We start from the raw sequence: 14,748 nt of genomic DNA on the forward strand, positions 1-14,748 counted from the left end.
GCATTTTATACTAATTGTGTGACAAATTGGTGCAGTGAGGGGAATATAAAAGATAAAAAAAATCCCTCTTGCGAGGGATTTTGGGTAACTCAGCGCCATTGGCACTGGGAATGAGGTCGGTACATTGGGATGTCAGTGGTTAGAAAACCATTTCAGGGACATCACCTTCAATAAGCAATTTTCCTGCCGTTTTGCTTATGATTTCATCTACTGACACGCCTGGTGCGCGCTCTAGTAGATGAAAAGCGCCGTCTTTGACTTCGAGTACGGCTAAATCAGTTACGATTTTCTTTACACAGTTAACCCCAGTTAACGGTAAAGTGCAACTTTCTAATAACTTAGAGTCGCCATGCTTACTTGCATGCGTCATCGTAACAATAATATTCTTCGCGCCAGCAACAAGGTCCATCGCGCCACCCATGCCTTTAATCAGCTTTTTTGGGATCATCCACGATGCGATGTTTCCGTTCTGGTCAACTTCAAATGCACCTAATACCGTTAAGTCTACATGACCACCCCGTATCATGGCAAAACTATCTGCACTATTAAATATTGCTGCACCTGTTGCTGCTGTCACGGTTTCTTTACCCGCGTTGATCATATCTGCATCAACTTGGTCTTTAGATGGGTACGCACCCATTCCTAACAGACCATTTTCAGATTGCAGCATGACTTCTATGCCATCGGGTACATAGTTAGCGACAAGGGTAGGGATACCAATCCCTAAATTAACGTAATAACCGTCTTGTAGCTCTTGTGCAACGCGCATAGCTACTTGTTCACGTGATAATGCCATTTTAATGCTCCTTAATCGCGAGTCGTTACACGTTCGATGCGTTTTTCAAAGTTACCCTTGATCACACGATTAACGTAAATGCCTGGGGTGTGAATTTGGCTCGGCTCCAGTTCACCCGGCTCTACGATTTCTTCAACCTCAGCAACGGTAATCTTACCTGCGGTTGCAGCCATTGGATTAAAGTTCATGGCTGTGTGACGAAACACGAGGTTGCCATAGCGATCGGCTTTCCATGCCTTAACAATCGCAAACTCACCTGTAATTGATTCTTCTAAAATGTATGGGCGGCCATCAAATTCTTTAACTTCTTTGCCTTGTGCAACAGGGGTGCCGTAACCAGTTGCAGTGTAAAATGCAGGAATACCCGCACCACCAGCACGCATTTTCTCAGCAAGTGTACCTTGTGGCGTAAGTACTACGTCAATTTCGCCATTAAGTAACTGTTGTTCAAATAAGGCATTTTCACCAACATAAGAGGCGATGATTTTTTTAATTTGCTTGTCGTGTAGCAAAATACCTAAACCAAAGTCGTCAACACCACAGTTGTTAGATACAACCGTTAAGTTTTTTGTTTGTTTACGCTTTATTTCGCCGATAAGTCCTTCAGGAATACCACACAAGCCAAAGCCACCAGCGATAATGGTATCGCCATCTTTTAAACCTTCCATCGCAGCTTCGTAACTCGAAACCACTTTATCAAAACCGGCCATGAGCCTACTCCTTAATTATTCTGCGTGTTCTTTAGAGCAAGTGAAACCTTGCTGACAGGTTGTTTATTTAATGCGCTACAAATAGCCCAACCAGCTTTCGCCAGTCTTTCTAAATCAATTCCATGCTCTATGCCAAGCCCTTGCAGTAAGTAAACCACATCTTCAGTGGCAACATTTCCTGACGCTCCTTTGGCATAAGGGCAGCCACCAAGGCCTGCAACGGCACTGTCAACTGTTGAAATACCTCGCATTAGCGCGGTGTAAATATTTGTGAGCGCTTGCCCGTAGGTGTCGTGAAAATGTACAGCGAGTTTTGACTTATCAATATGTTGCAGTAATAAATCTAATAACTCGTCCACTTTTTTTGCTGTTCCTACGCCAATTGTGTCACCAAGGCTAATTTCGTAACAACCCAAGTCTAATAAACGCTGCGACACCTTTAATACATCAGTGTAGTCAACGTCACCTTGGTAAGGGCAACCCATTACACAACTTACATAGCCACGAACACGAATATTATTTTCTTTCGCAAAGTCCATGACCTCTTTAAAGCGGTCAATACTTTCATCAATCGAGCAGTTAATGTTCTTTTGACAAAATGCTTCGCTGGCTGCGGTAAATATAGCAAACTCTTTAATGCCCACTTGATGGGCGGCTTCTGCACCACGTAAATTAGGGGTTAGCGCACTTAAATTAACATTAGGTAAGTTTAATGCGTTGATCACATCACGTGAGTCAGCCATTTGCGGCACCCATTTAGGTGATACAAATGCTCCCGCTTCAATATCGTTAAGGCCCGCGTTGGCTAGGGCGTTAATTAGTTCGATTTTATCTTGGCTGGTGACGGCTGCTTCATTTTGCAGTCCATCACGGGCACCCACTTCAACAATACGTACACACGCAGGGAACTGTGTCATACCGCCTCCTGTTCCTCGACTATGGCGAGCATATCGCCATGGCTAACTAATTCACCTTCACCAAAACAGTAGCTGGTTAATACACCATCATGTGGAGCATTAAGCGTGTATTCCATTTTCATTGCCTCGATAATCACAACCGCATCGCCTTTAACAACTTCGCTACCCACAGCAACAAGGTGTTTAACGACAGTGCCGTTTAATGGGGCCGCAAGAGGAAGTGCATCACTTTCATGTTCACTAATGTAGTGTTTATCGATGAGTTCAATCACTGTTTGCTGAGCGTTATACATTACAGTGATATGCGTGTCTGTTTGGATAACATGCGCGACAACTTTTTCACCATTAATGACTAAGCGAGCAAGGCCATTTTCAACGGTGCCTGAACTTGTATAGTCAACTGAGTTGAGGTTGATTTTAAAACCATCGGCACACTTTTCAGCTTGCACCGCAACATCAGTAAATGGGATTTTTGTTAGCGCAGCGCTGTTTAGCATAAAGCCAGTTAATTGCTGCCATGGACTCGCACTACTGCCTTTTAGTGTGCTCATGTATGCAAATGCAGCGATTACTGTCGCGAGTGTATGTTGTTGCTCGTCTTTAGCGACTAATTGCGCACCTTGATCTTCAATAAAGTGTGTATCAGGCGCACCAGCTTGAAACGTAGGGTGGTTAGCAAGGTTGTGTAAAAAGTTAACGTTACAACTAAACCCAGCTAAATGAAATTGTTGCAGTGCTTTTGATAAACGACCAAGCGCAGCCTCACGGTTGTCATCGTGAACAATGAGCTTAGCAATCATTGGGTCGTAAAACGGGCTAATTTCATCGCCAGCGGCAATGCCAGTGTCTATGCGTACAAACTCTGATTCAGTCGGGGTGAATAGGGCATCAATACGGCCAGAACACGGGATAAAGTCATTGCTTGGGTCTTCTGCATAAATACGTGCTTCAAAGCTATGACCTTGCAGCTGAATATCCGCTTGTGACAGCGGCAGTTTTCCACCTGCAGCCACATTAATTTGCCAGCTTACTAAGTCAACGCCAGTGACCATTTCGGTTACCGGGTGCTCTACTTGTAAACGAGTGTTCATTTCCATGAAGAAGAACTCATCGCCACACAGTAAAAACTCAACAGTACCCGCACCACGATAGTTAATTGCTTGTGCACAGCGTACAGCGGCTTCACCCATTTCTTTTCGTAGCGAATCAGATAAACCCGGTGCAGGTGCTTCTTCAATTACTTTTTGATGGCGACGTTGTAAAGAACAGTCACGATCGCCTAAATAAACACAGTTGCCATGATTGTCTGCAAATACTTGTACTTCAACATGACGGGGTTTAGTAACGTAACGCTCTAGAAGCACTAAATCATTGCCAAAGCCTGCTTTAGCTTCACGCTTTGCCCCTTCAAGCGCACTGATAAAATCTTTTGCATGCTCTACTACACGCATTCCTTTACCGCCACCGCCAAAGGCTGCTTTGATAAGGACAGGGTAGCCAATTTTTTCTGCTTCGGCTTTTAAAAATTCAGTGTCTTGGTTATCGCCATAATAGCCCGGCACTAAAGGGACATTGGCTTCGTGCATAATTTCTTTTGCACGCGTTTTAGAACCCATTGCTTCAATACTTGATGCTGGAGGACCAATAAATGCAATGTCGTTTTGCTCACAGGCTAGGGCAAATTCACTGTTTTCAGATAAAAAACCGTAGCCGGGGTGAATGCAATCAACGGAGGTTTGTTTTGCAACATCGATAATTTTATCTGCGACTAGGTATGAGTCTTTGCTTGGTGCAGGACCAATGTGATAAGCCTCATCGGCCAGCTTTACATGTTGCGCGTGTTTATCTGCATCTGAATATACAGCAACCGTAGTTAGGCCCATTTGTTTTGCTGTGCGCATAACACGGCAGGCAATTTCACCACGGTTTGCAACGAGAATTTTTTTCAACGTTTTTGTTGTCATAATGGATCCTATTTCTGCCAATTTGGGCTGCGTTTTTCAAAAAATGCGCTGAGACCTTCTTGTCCTTCGTCTGATACACGAATACGCGCAATACGCTCTGCTGTTAAATCGATTAGTGTTTCATCAATGGCTTTACCCGCAACATCATTGATTAGCTGTTTGGCTGCTTTCACTGCAATAGGCCCATTATTAACAAGGCTTTGCAAGTGCTTGTCTAATGCTGTTTGTAAGTCACCGGTCACTTGATGAATTAAACCTAATTGTTTCGCTGTGTGTGCATCAAAGATTTCTGCGGTTAAAAAGTAACGGCGTGCAGCACGCTCACCAATCGCTTTGATCACATACGGACTAATCACAGCTGGAATTAAACCTAACTTCACTTCGCTTAAACAAAATTGTGCATCGTCTTGGCAAATAGCAATATCACAACAGGCTATTAAGCCTAAAGCACCACCAAATGCAGCCCCTTGTACGGCACATAGCGTTGGATGAGGGCTTGTTGCAAGCACATGCATTAATTTGGCAAGTTGCTTTGAATCTGCGAAGTTTTCTGCAAAGTCATTGCCAGCCATCGACTTCATCCAATTTAAATCAGCGCCTGCAGAAAAATGCTTACCTTGTGTTTTTAATACCAAAGCACGTACATCACAGCTATTGGCGTGCTCAATGCACTGAATAAGTTCGCTAATCACGTTTTCATTAAATGCATTGTGTTTTTCTGGGCGGTTTAAAACGAGGACAGCCACATTTGATTTTGTTATTTGTAGTGTTACTGACATACGGCCTCCATTACATTCTAAATACGCCAAACTGAGAATCACGCTCTGGGGCGTTTTTAGCAGCACTTAAAGCAAGACCTAACACATTGCGTGTATCGGCAGGGTCGATAATGCCATCATCCCACAGTCGTGCACTGGCATAATAAGGATGACCTTGTTTTTCGTATTGCTCGATAATTGGCTTTTTAAATTCGCTAATTTGCGCATCAGTCATGCTTTCGCCTTTGCGTGCTAAACCGTCTTGCTTCACTTGAGCAAGTACGCCAGCTGCTTGCTCGCCACCCATAACCGAAATACGGGCATTAGGCCACATCCACATCATTGTTGGTTCAAACGCTCGGCCACACATACCGTAGTTACCCGCACCATAAGAGCCACCAATTAACACGGTGAATTTGGGTACGTCAGCACACGATACCGCGGTAACCATTTTTGCACCGTGTTTTGCGATACCTTCTGCCTCGTACTTTTTACCCACCATAAAGCCGGTGATATTTTGTAAGAAGACTAAAGGGATATTTCGTTGCGCGCACAACTGAATAAAGTGCGCACCTTTTTGAGCTGATTCACTAAATAAAATGCCATTGTTAGCAACGATACCAACAGGGTGACCAAAAATTTTCGCAAAGCCCGTTACCAAGGTTTCACCAAAGTAGCGTTTAAACTCATCAAATGATGAGTCATCAACCACTCGTGCAATGACTTCACGTACATCAAATGGCTTTTTAAGATCAGTACCAACAATGCCGTAAATCTCATTAATGTCGTAACGTGGAGGTTTTACGTCTTCAAGTAATGGTGCAGTAGGGCGCTGATAATTAATTCGCTCAATACATTGACGTGCAATAGACAGTGCATGTGCATCGTTTTCAGCATAGTGATCGGCCACACCCGATGTTTTACAGTGCACATCGGCACCGCCTAGCTCTTCAGCGCTAACTTCTTCACCTGTTGCGGCTTTTACAAGCGGTGGACCCGCTAAGAAAATAGTGCCTTGTTCTTTTACGATAATGCTTTCATCTGCCATTGCAGGCACATACGCGCCGCCAGCAGTACATAAGCCCATTACCACCGCAATTTGCGGAATGCCTTTACCCGACATACGTGCTTGATTATAGAAAATGCGACCAAAATGCAGTTTATCTGGGAATACATCGTCTTGTTCAGGCAGGTTTGCACCGCCCGAATCAACTAAATAAATACACGGTAAATGGCAACGCTCTGCAATGTCTTGTGCGCGCAGATGCTTTTTCACTGTTAGTGGGAAATATGTCCCTCCTTTAACAGTGGCATCGTTGGCGATGATCATACATTCAACGCCTTTAACACGACCAATACCCGCAACAACGCCTGCACATGGAATCGCTTGCTCGTAAACACCAAACGCCGCAAATTGAGAAATCTCTAAGAACGGTGAACCTTCATCTAATAATGTTTCGATACGATCGCGTACAAATAACTTACCACGGCCAACATGGCGTTCGATTAAAGCAGGGCCACCGCCTAATCGGATATCGGCCACTTTTTCACGTAAGTCGTTTACAAGGGCAGCCATGTTATCGTGATTTTGCAGAAATTGCGGATCGTGTGGATTAACACTCGATTTTAAAATCGTCATAACTTTAATCCTTATCGGCTTTCAGTGAATAATTCGCGACCAATCAGCATACGGCGGATTTCAGAAGTACCCGCACCAATTTCATAAAGTTTAGCGTCACGTAATAAACGGCCTGTCGCGTACTCGTTGATATAACCGTTACCGCCTAAGATCTGAATTGCATCTAATGCCATCTTAGTTGCCAGTTCTGCCGCATATAAAATGGCACCAGCCGCATCTTTACGTGTTGTTTCACCGCGATCGCATGCGCGAGCTACCGTGTAAACATATGAACGCGCTGCATTCATTTGCGTGTACATGTCGGCAATTTTGCCTTGAATTAATTGGAATTGACCAATTGGGCTATCGAACTGTTTACGTTCATGAATGTACGGTACAACAATGTCCATACAGGCTTGCATGATACCAAGTGGACCCGCGGCTAACACAACACGCTCGTAATCAAGGCCACTCATTAAGACTTTTACGCCTTCGTTTAAGTTACCTAAAATGTTTTCTTCTGGAACTTCACAGTTTTCAAATACAAGTTCACAAGTATTCGAACCGCGCATACCCAGTTTGTCTAGTTTTTGTGCGGTAGAAAATCCTGGTGTGTTGCGCTCAACGATGAAAGCAGTGATCCCTTTAGGGCCTGCATTTAAATCGGTTTTGGCATAAATAACGAACGTGTCAGCATCGGGACCATTGGTGATCCACATTTTGTTACCGTTAAGAACAAATACGTTGCCTTTTTTCTCGGCCTTTAATTTCATTGATACTACGTCAGAACCTGCATTGGGTTCACTCATAGCAAGCGCACCAATGTGTTCACCGCTGATAAGCTTTGGTAGGTATTTTTCTTTTTGCGCTTGTGTTCCATTACGGTTTATTTGGTTTACACATAAGTTTGAATGAGCACCATAACTTAGGCCAATTGAGGCACTTGCACGGCTAATTTCTTCCATGGCAATAACATGTTCTAAATAGCCTAAACCCGCACCGCCAAATTCTTCAGCTACCGTCATTCCTAATAAACCCATTTCGCCAAGTTGTGGCCAAAGTTGATTTGGGAACGTGTTGTCTAAATCTGTTTGTTCAGCAAGAGGGGCAATCTCTTGGCTTGCGAAGCTATTAACGTGATCACGGATCATGTCTGCGGTTTCGCCAAGTCCGAAGTTCATTTCTTTATAAAGTGAAATAGTGCTCATAATATGTGTTCCTGTGAGAGTCTGTTGACGCGTATAAAAAGGGTGTCAGGTTATTCGTCTAGGTTATTGAGGGTTTCACGACAGCGACGTTCAGCGGTGACTAATTCCATAAGAACAACTTTAATGTCGTCCATTTGTTGGCTTAAATCCGCTTTCTTTTCTGCAATAAGGTCAAGCATAGTCACTAACTGTTTAGCGCTTGATTTATCTGCGTCGTAAAGTTCAAACAAACGGCCGGTTTCGGCAAGTGTAAAGCCTAAGCGTTTACCTCGAAGGATCAGTTTTAGCCTTACTTTGTCACGTTTCGAGTAAATACGGGTTTGACCGTTTCTCTCAGGTGAGATCAAGCCTTGGTCTTCATAGAAGCGAATAGAGCGCGTTGTAATATCAAATTCTTTTGCTAGTTCGCTGATACTAAACGTTTGCTCATTGCTGGCAGGCTCGACTGCTGCACTTTCAAAGTTTGTTTGATTGTCTTGTTTCATGATTTATTTACCTCATTCGAATAACACCAATATAAGTGAAGTTTACGTAAAGGTAAAGTGTCATTGTGAAGTTATACTTTAGACTTATAAGGTTAGCGCTTAAAATTTATTGCAGCGCCTTATTTATATGGCTTTTTGAGGAAATGTTTGATTTTTAATACAGCAAAATACAGATAAGTTTACAGTTTTACCGGCCGCAAAAAAGTTGATTTTAGATTTACGTTGGCGTAAACGTAAATATTATGTATGCTGAATTAAATCGAAATTAAACTATAACAAATTAACTGTTTGGTTACACATGATTTGAACACATGATGATAACCACTAACATGGAGCCAATTATGACTACTGAAGCCGTTGTTATTGTTGCCGCAAAACGCACACCTATGGGTGGGTTTATGGGCGCACTTAGTGGCGCACACGCAACTGATTTAGGGGCGACTGCCATTAAAAGCAGTTTAGAGCACGCGGGATTATCTGCGGATAAAATCGACGAAGTGATTATGGGCTGTGTATTACCGGCAGGTTTAGGTCAAGCACCAGCGCGTCAAGCAATGTTAAAAGCGGGCCTAAATCAAGGCACCGGTGCAACGACTATCAATAAAGTATGTGGCTCAGGTTTAAAAGCGGCGATGTTCGCGCATGATCTAATTAAGTCTGGCTCTATTAATGTTGCTGTTGCTGGTGGTATGGAAAGCATGAGTAATGCGCCTTACATGCTACCTAATGCACGTGGTGGTATGCGTATGGGTCACGGTGAAGTGAAAGACCACATGATGTGTGATGGCCTCGAAGATGCCTATGACAACAAAGCAATGGGCTGTTTCGCACAAGACACCGCTGATCAATACTCAATTGGCCGTGAACAAATGGATAACTTTGCATTAAGCTCGTTAACCAAAGCCAATGCCGCCATTGAATCAGGTGCGTTTGAGAGCGAAGTTGCTGCACACACTATTTCAACGCGTAAAGGCGATGTAACGGTTTCTATTGATGAGCAACCAGGTAATGCTCGCCCAGATAAGATCCCAGGCTTACGTCCTGCATTCAAAAAAGATGGCACTATTACGGCGGCTAACTCGTCGTCAATTTCTGATGGTGCTGCTGCTCTTGTATTAATGCGTGAGTCTGACGCACACGCACAAGGTTTAACACCGCTTTGTCGCATTGTTGCACACAGCACACATTCACAAGCCCCTAGCGAGTTTACATTAGCACCTGTTGGTGCAATGAAGTCTTTACTAGATAAAGCAGGTTGGTCTGTAGAAGATGTTGACCTTTGGGAAATTAATGAAGCATTTGCCATGGTAACTATGCTTGCAATCAACGAGCTTAAACTCGACGAAAGCAAAGTGAATGTTAACGGCGGTGCATGTGCATTGGGTCACCCAATTGGTGCCAGCGGCGCACGTATTTTAGTCACCCTAATTCATGCATTAAAGAATCGTGGTCTAAGCAAAGGCGTTGCCTCACTGTGTATTGGTGGTGGTGAAGCGGTTGCGATGGCAGTCGAAGCTATTTAAGCATTTTTTAGTCTCTCACAGCCGCAACGTATTTTAAAAACTATCATGTTGCGGCCTCTTAATACCCACTGGGGAGGAGTGCCTCATGCACCAAGTACCTTTATTTATCAACGGCGAATTTACCCAATCAAGTTCAACGCAGCTTATTGATGTTATTAATCCTGCAAACCAAGAAGTTTTAGCACAAGTGCCTTGTGCAACAGATGCCGAAATGGATGCCGCAATTGCTTCGGCTAAAGAAACGTTTAAAACGTGGAAAGAAGTGCCTATTTCTGAACGTGCGCGCATTATGATGAAATATGCCGCGTTATTAAAAGAAAATCACGATGAGCTAGCAACGATTATTTGTCATGAACTGGGCAAAACATTCGAAGATGCGAAAGGTGATGTATGGCGTGGTATCGAAGTTGTTGAACAAGCCGCAAATGCGCCTTCGTTAATGATGGGCGAAACCATGGAAAACGTGGCGCGTAAAATCGATACATACTCGTATATGCAACCGCTTGGTGTGTGTGCTGGTATTACGCCGTTTAACTTTCCAGCGATGATCCCACTGTGGATGTTCCCACTGGCTATTGTGTGTGGTAACACGTTTATTCTTAAGCCATCAGAGCAAGACCCACTTACACCAATGCGTTTAGCCGAACTGTTTGTTGAGGCGGGTGCCCCTAAAGGTGTTTTACAAGTTGTTCATGGTACTAAACCACAAGTAGACCGCTTACTAGAAGACCCTGCTGTACGTGCAATTTCATTTGTGGGTTCGTGTGGTGTCGGTGAGTATATTTACTCAAAAGGCACTGCGAATCTTAAACGTGTTCAAGCTTGTGTTGGCGCCAAAAACCACATGGTTATCATGCCTGATGCGAGTAAATCACATGTTGTAAACAACCTAGTAGGTGCTTCGGTTGGTGCTGCGGGTCAGCGTTGTATGGGTATTTCGGTTGCTGTTTTTGTTGGTCAAGCGAAAGACTGGGTTGATGAAATTAAAGCGGGTTTTGAAAACGTGCGCCCAGGTGTGTGGGATGATGCGAATGCAGCATATGGTCCGCAAACATCAAAAGCGGCAAAAGACCGTATTTTATCGCTTATTGCTGGCGGTAAAGCACAAGGTGCAACCTGTTTAATTGATGGCTCAGACTTTACTGTTGAAGGGTATGAGCAAGGTAACTGGGTTGGTCCAACGTTATTCACTGATGTTACAACCGAGATGGATTTATACAAAGAAGAAATCTTTGGTCCAGTACTGGCGTGTATGTTTGTTGATACGCTTGAAGAAGCAATCGCGCTAATTAATAACTCACCATACGGTAATGGTACGTCATTATTTACCTCAAGCGGTGCAGCCGCGCGTAAATTCCAACACGAAATCGAAGTAGGCCAAGTAGGCATTAACGTGCCAATTCCGGTGCCACTGCCGTTTTTCTCATTCACTGGTTGGAAAGGCTCTTTCTATGGTGATCAACACACGTATGGCAAACAAGGTATTCGTTTTTACACTGAAACTAAAACCATTACGTCTCGTTGGTTTGAGGACGATATTGCCTCGGGTCCAAACATGAGTATTAACCTTAAATAAGCGGCGGTAAACGCGCTTTATAAGGAATGAGCGAGGCTGTCCTCGCTCTTTAAACACCGATTTATACAAAGAATAAGACAACAATTTAAGAGGTCTACTATGGACTTTAATTTAACCGAAGATCAGCAAGCCTTTGCTGAAACAGCCCGTCAGTTTGCAGAGTCTGAACTGGCACCTTACGCCGCTAAATGGGATCAAGAACACATTTTTCCAAAAGACACCATAAAGGCAGCGGGTCAGCTTGGTTTTTGTGGTTTATACACGCCAGAAGAAGCGGGTGGTTTAGGGTTATCTCGCCTAGATTCAAGCATTATTTTTGAACAGCTTGCGATGGGTTGTACAGCAACCACGGCCATGCTAACGATTCATAATATGGCAACCTGGATGGTAGCAAGCTTCGGTACCGATGCAGTAAAAGAAAAATACTGCGAACAACTTGTCATGGGTGAATTACTTGCCTCGTATTGCTTAACCGAGCCGGGTTCAGGTTCTGATGCTGCATCACTTAAAACAAAAGCCGTTAAAGAAGGCGACGAGTATGTGATTTCAGGCTCTAAGATGTTTATCTCTGGAGCGGGTGAAACTGACTTATTAGTGGTTATGGCACGCACCGGTGGTGAAGGTGCTGCAGGTATCTCGGCATTTGTGGTTCCTGCAGATGCAGCCGGCGTTGAGTATGGTAAAGCCGAAGAAAAAATGGGCTGGAATGCACAACCAACACGCTTAATTAGCTTTGAAGACGTGCGTATTCCTGCTGCAAACTTACTGGGTCAAGAAGGCGAAGGTTTTAAATTTGCGATGCAAGGCCTAGATGGCGGTCGTATTAATATTGCAACGTGTTCGTTAGGTACGGCGCAAGCTGCACTTAATACAGCGCGCGAGTATTTAAAAGAGCGTGAGCAATTTGGCAAGCCTTTAGCCGCTTTCCAAGCGTTGCAATTTAAAATTGCTGACATGAACACGGAGCTTGTAGCTGCGCGTCAAATGGTACGTTTAGCGGCGTTTAAACTGGATACGGGCGACAGCGAAAAAACCACTTACTGTGCAATGGCAAAACGCTTTGCCACTGATGTTGGCTTTAAAGTATGTGATGATGCACTGCAAATTCACGGTGGCTATGGCTATATCAAAGAATACCCACTAGAGCGTCACTTTAGAGATGTGCGAGTACATCAAATACTTGAAGGTACAAACGAAATTATGCGTGTGATTATTGCGCGCCGTATTTTAGCTGAATCAGCTAACGACATTCTATAAGGAGCGTACTATGTCTAATCCATCTATCGATCTTGTTATTGAAGGCAACGTAGCGGTGTTAACAATGAATAACCCGCCTGCGAATACCTGGACACACGATACACTTACCGCCTTAAAAGACACGGTGACAGAGTTAAATGCCAATAAAAACGTATATGCATTGGTTATCACAGGTCAAGGCGAGAAGTTTTTTAGTGCCGGTGCCGATTTAAATGTATTTGCAAGTGGCGATAAAGGCGTTGCGGCAACCATGTCAAAAGTATTTGGTGATGCATTTGAAGCATTAACAAACTTCCGTGGTGTTTCAATTGCTGCAATAAATGGCTATGCCATGGGCGGCGGTCTTGAAGTTGCCCTTGCGTGCGATATTCGTATTGCAGAGCAACAAGCACAAATGGCGCTACCTGAAGCAAAAGTAGGCTTACTGCCTTGTGCTGGCGGGACGCAAAATCTTGCGTGGTTAGTGGGCGAAGGTTGGGCAAAACGCATGATCTTATGTGGTGAGCGTTTAAAAGCCGACAAAGCACTTGAAATTGGACTTGTTGAAGAAGTTGTTGCACAAGGCGAAAGTTTAAATGCAGCAATGGGGCTGGCTAATCAAGTAGCTGAACAGAGTCCTGTTGCTGTTACTGCGTGTAAAGAACTCATTCAAAAAGGCCGTACTCAGCCTATGGCTCATGCATTACCGCTTGAGCGTGAACTGTTTGTTCAACTTTTCGACAGCAAAGACCAACGCGAAGGTGTGAACGCATTCTTAGAAAAGCGTAAAGCAAACTGGGTAAACGGCTAATGAGTAATTTAACACTACTAAATCATCAAGATGCGCCAGTGGTGTTCGAAACTGCAGAGGCCGCCAGCGGCCTCATTGCAATTGCAACACTTAACGCGCCAAAGTCGTTAAATGCATTAAATTACGACATGATCCAGTTACTTGAGCCACAGCTTAGAAAGTGGGCTGACGATGACTCAGTAGCGATGGTTATTTTAAAAGGTGCAGGTGAAAAAGCGTTTTGTGCCGGTGGCGATGTGGTGAGTTTACACAAAGCGATGAGCACAGGTGAGCCTGCCAGCTACATTGAAGATTTCTTCACGTTAGAGTACAAGCTTGATTACCTAATACACTGCTACGAAAAACCCATTATGTTATGGGGTAACGGTATTGTGATGGGCGGGGGCCTTGGCTTAATGGCGGGGGCAAGTCATCGAGTCGTAACTGACACTTCTCGAATCGCGATGCCTGAACTCACAATTGGCTTATACCCAGATGTTGGCGGCAGTTATTTTTTACATAAAATGCCAGATCAAGTAGGCCTATTTTTAGGTTTAACCGCGGCCTCTATTAATGCTGAAGATGCATTATTTGTAAACTTAGCCGATCATTATGCAACGGCCGATAAATTTGATGCCATTTTTTCTGCTATCACTGCTGAAAAATGGGGTAAAACAGCCTCATTAAACCATGAAAAGCTGACTCAAATTTTAGTCTCTATTGATAACATTTCAGGTCGAGTACCAAAGGGGAATGTGAAAGCTAACCTAGCAGCTATTCAAAAGCTTGCTGAGTTTGAAACCCTAGAAGACAAAATTGACTATATACAAGCAATCGACACAGAAGATAAATGGCTGTCACGTGCTCAAAAATCGTTGGCACATGGTTGCCCGCTGAGTTGTGCATTGGTAGAGCGTCAACTTGCTGCATCGAAAGGCAAAACACTTGCCGAGTGTTTTAAAATGGAGCTTGGTATGTCGGTACGATGCGGTGAAGTAGGTGAATTTCAAGAGGGTGTGCGTGCTTTATTAATTGATAAAGATGGCGCACCTAATTGGCAATTTAAGTCACTATCAGACATTGAACCTGATTTACTAGAAAGCTTTTTTACATCACGCTGGGATGAGCAAACTCACCCACTCAATGTGTTAACCAAGGGGTAATACA

At 43.9% G+C, this 14,748-nt stretch carries 13 protein-coding genes; 5 read left to right on the forward strand and 8 right to left on the reverse strand.

Going from position 1 to position 14,748, the window contains the following annotated elements:
• Positions 1-139 precede the first annotated feature (139 nt).
• From ACSSVW_RS03210 to ACSSVW_RS03245, 8 genes are read right to left on the reverse strand one after another with little or no spacing between them, the layout of a single operon-like run.
• On the reverse strand, positions 140-796 hold the full coding sequence (locus tag ACSSVW_RS03210) for a 3-oxoacid CoA-transferase subunit B (RefSeq protein ID WP_065979908.1): 657 nt from the start codon (positions 794-796) through the stop codon (positions 140-142).
• Positions 797-807: 11 nt separating this feature from the next.
• Positions 808-1,506 carry a CoA transferase subunit A gene (locus tag ACSSVW_RS03215; protein WP_036968475.1) on the reverse strand — a complete coding sequence of 233 codons (699 nt, stop codon included), beginning with the start codon at positions 1,504-1,506 and terminating at the stop codon, positions 808-810.
• A gap of 11 nt (positions 1,507-1,517) precedes the next feature.
• The gene (locus ACSSVW_RS03220; protein ID WP_118844254.1) at positions 1,518-2,423 is read right to left on the reverse strand and encodes a hydroxymethylglutaryl-CoA lyase; all 906 of its coding nucleotides are present in this window, start codon (positions 2,421-2,423) and stop codon (positions 1,518-1,520) included.
• Positions 2,420-4,387 (reverse strand): acetyl/propionyl/methylcrotonyl-CoA carboxylase subunit alpha, encoded by a 1,968-nt coding sequence (locus tag ACSSVW_RS03225; RefSeq protein WP_454178841.1) that lies wholly within the window; start codon positions 4,385-4,387, stop codon positions 2,420-2,422. Before ACSSVW_RS03225 ends, ACSSVW_RS03220 begins: the two co-directional genes overlap by 4 nt.
• 8 nt (positions 4,388-4,395) lie before the next feature.
• A complete protein-coding gene (locus ACSSVW_RS03230) occupies positions 4,396-5,166 on the reverse strand; it encodes an enoyl-CoA hydratase/isomerase family protein (protein ID WP_454178842.1) in 771 nt (256 codons plus the stop codon).
• Between the two features lie 10 nt (positions 5,167-5,176).
• Positions 5,177-6,784 (reverse strand): carboxyl transferase domain-containing protein, encoded by a 1,608-nt coding sequence (locus ACSSVW_RS03235; protein WP_036968463.1) that lies wholly within the window; start codon positions 6,782-6,784, stop codon positions 5,177-5,179.
• Between the two features lie 11 nt (positions 6,785-6,795).
• A complete protein-coding gene (locus tag ACSSVW_RS03240; protein ID WP_036968459.1) occupies positions 6,796-7,971 on the reverse strand; it encodes an isovaleryl-CoA dehydrogenase in 1,176 nt (391 codons plus the stop codon).
• A 50-nt stretch (positions 7,972-8,021) separates the two neighbouring features.
• The gene (locus tag ACSSVW_RS03245) at positions 8,022-8,456 is read right to left on the reverse strand and encodes a MerR family transcriptional regulator (RefSeq protein ID WP_036968456.1); all 435 of its coding nucleotides are present in this window, start codon (positions 8,454-8,456) and stop codon (positions 8,022-8,024) included.
• A gap of 341 nt (positions 8,457-8,797) precedes the next feature.
• Here ACSSVW_RS03245 and ACSSVW_RS03250 point away from each other — a divergent pair, with 341 nt between their 5' ends.
• From ACSSVW_RS03250 to ACSSVW_RS03270, 5 genes are all read left to right on the forward strand, one after another.
• Positions 8,798-9,979: a thiolase family protein gene (locus ACSSVW_RS03250; protein ID WP_036968453.1), complete on the forward strand. Its 1,182-nt coding sequence runs from the start codon at positions 8,798-8,800 to the stop codon at positions 9,977-9,979.
• An 85-nt stretch (positions 9,980-10,064) separates the two neighbouring features.
• Positions 10,065-11,555: a CoA-acylating methylmalonate-semialdehyde dehydrogenase gene (locus ACSSVW_RS03255; protein ID WP_065979912.1), complete on the forward strand. Its 1,491-nt coding sequence runs from the start codon at positions 10,065-10,067 to the stop codon at positions 11,553-11,555.
• 99 nt (positions 11,556-11,654) lie between these two features.
• Positions 11,655-12,812, forward strand: a complete 1,158-nt coding sequence (locus ACSSVW_RS03260; RefSeq protein WP_036968447.1) for an acyl-CoA dehydrogenase family protein — start codon at positions 11,655-11,657, stop codon at positions 12,810-12,812.
• Between the two features lie 10 nt (positions 12,813-12,822).
• The gene (locus ACSSVW_RS03265; protein WP_454178843.1) at positions 12,823-13,602 is read left to right on the forward strand and encodes an enoyl-CoA hydratase; all 780 of its coding nucleotides are present in this window, start codon (positions 12,823-12,825) and stop codon (positions 13,600-13,602) included.
• On the forward strand, positions 13,602-14,744 hold the full coding sequence (locus tag ACSSVW_RS03270) for an enoyl-CoA hydratase/isomerase family protein (RefSeq protein ID WP_454178844.1): 1,143 nt from the start codon (positions 13,602-13,604) through the stop codon (positions 14,742-14,744). Before ACSSVW_RS03265 ends, ACSSVW_RS03270 begins: the two co-directional genes overlap by 1 nt.
• Positions 14,745-14,748 lie beyond the last annotated feature (4 nt).

The organism is Pseudoalteromonas sp. MBR-15 (assembly GCF_053628915.1).

What these genes read in the sequence shown, in the direction of transcription:
- ACSSVW_RS03210 (WP_065979908.1), bottom strand. Translation starts at nt 796, where the DNA reads ATGGCATTATCACGTGAACAAGTAGCTATGCGCGTTGCACAAGAGCTA.
- ACSSVW_RS03215 (WP_036968475.1), bottom strand. Translation starts at nt 1,506, where the DNA reads ATGGCCGGTTTTGATAAAGTGGTTTCGAGTTACGAAGCTGCGATGGAA.
- ACSSVW_RS03220 (WP_118844254.1), bottom strand. Translation starts at nt 2,423, where the DNA reads ATGACACAGTTCCCTGCGTGTGTACGTATTGTTGAAGTGGGTGCCCGT.
- ACSSVW_RS03225 (WP_454178841.1), bottom strand. Translation starts at nt 4,387, where the DNA reads ATGACAACAAAAACGTTGAAAAAAATTCTCGTTGCAAACCGTGGTGAA.
- ACSSVW_RS03230 (WP_454178842.1), bottom strand. Translation starts at nt 5,166, where the DNA reads ATGTCAGTAACACTACAAATAACAAAATCAAATGTGGCTGTCCTCGTT.
- ACSSVW_RS03235 (WP_036968463.1), bottom strand. Translation starts at nt 6,784, where the DNA reads ATGACGATTTTAAAATCGAGTGTTAATCCACACGATCCGCAATTTCTG.
- ACSSVW_RS03240 (WP_036968459.1), bottom strand. Translation starts at nt 7,971, where the DNA reads ATGAGCACTATTTCACTTTATAAAGAAATGAACTTCGGACTTGGCGAA.
- ACSSVW_RS03245 (WP_036968456.1), bottom strand. Translation starts at nt 8,456, where the DNA reads ATGAAACAAGACAATCAAACAAACTTTGAAAGTGCAGCAGTCGAGCCT.
- ACSSVW_RS03250 (WP_036968453.1), top strand. Translation starts at nt 8,798, where the DNA reads ATGACTACTGAAGCCGTTGTTATTGTTGCCGCAAAACGCACACCTATG.
- ACSSVW_RS03255 (WP_065979912.1), top strand. Translation starts at nt 10,065, where the DNA reads ATGCACCAAGTACCTTTATTTATCAACGGCGAATTTACCCAATCAAGT.
- ACSSVW_RS03260 (WP_036968447.1), top strand. Translation starts at nt 11,655, where the DNA reads ATGGACTTTAATTTAACCGAAGATCAGCAAGCCTTTGCTGAAACAGCC.
- ACSSVW_RS03265 (WP_454178843.1), top strand. Translation starts at nt 12,823, where the DNA reads ATGTCTAATCCATCTATCGATCTTGTTATTGAAGGCAACGTAGCGGTG.
- ACSSVW_RS03270 (WP_454178844.1), top strand. Translation starts at nt 13,602, where the DNA reads ATGAGTAATTTAACACTACTAAATCATCAAGATGCGCCAGTGGTGTTC.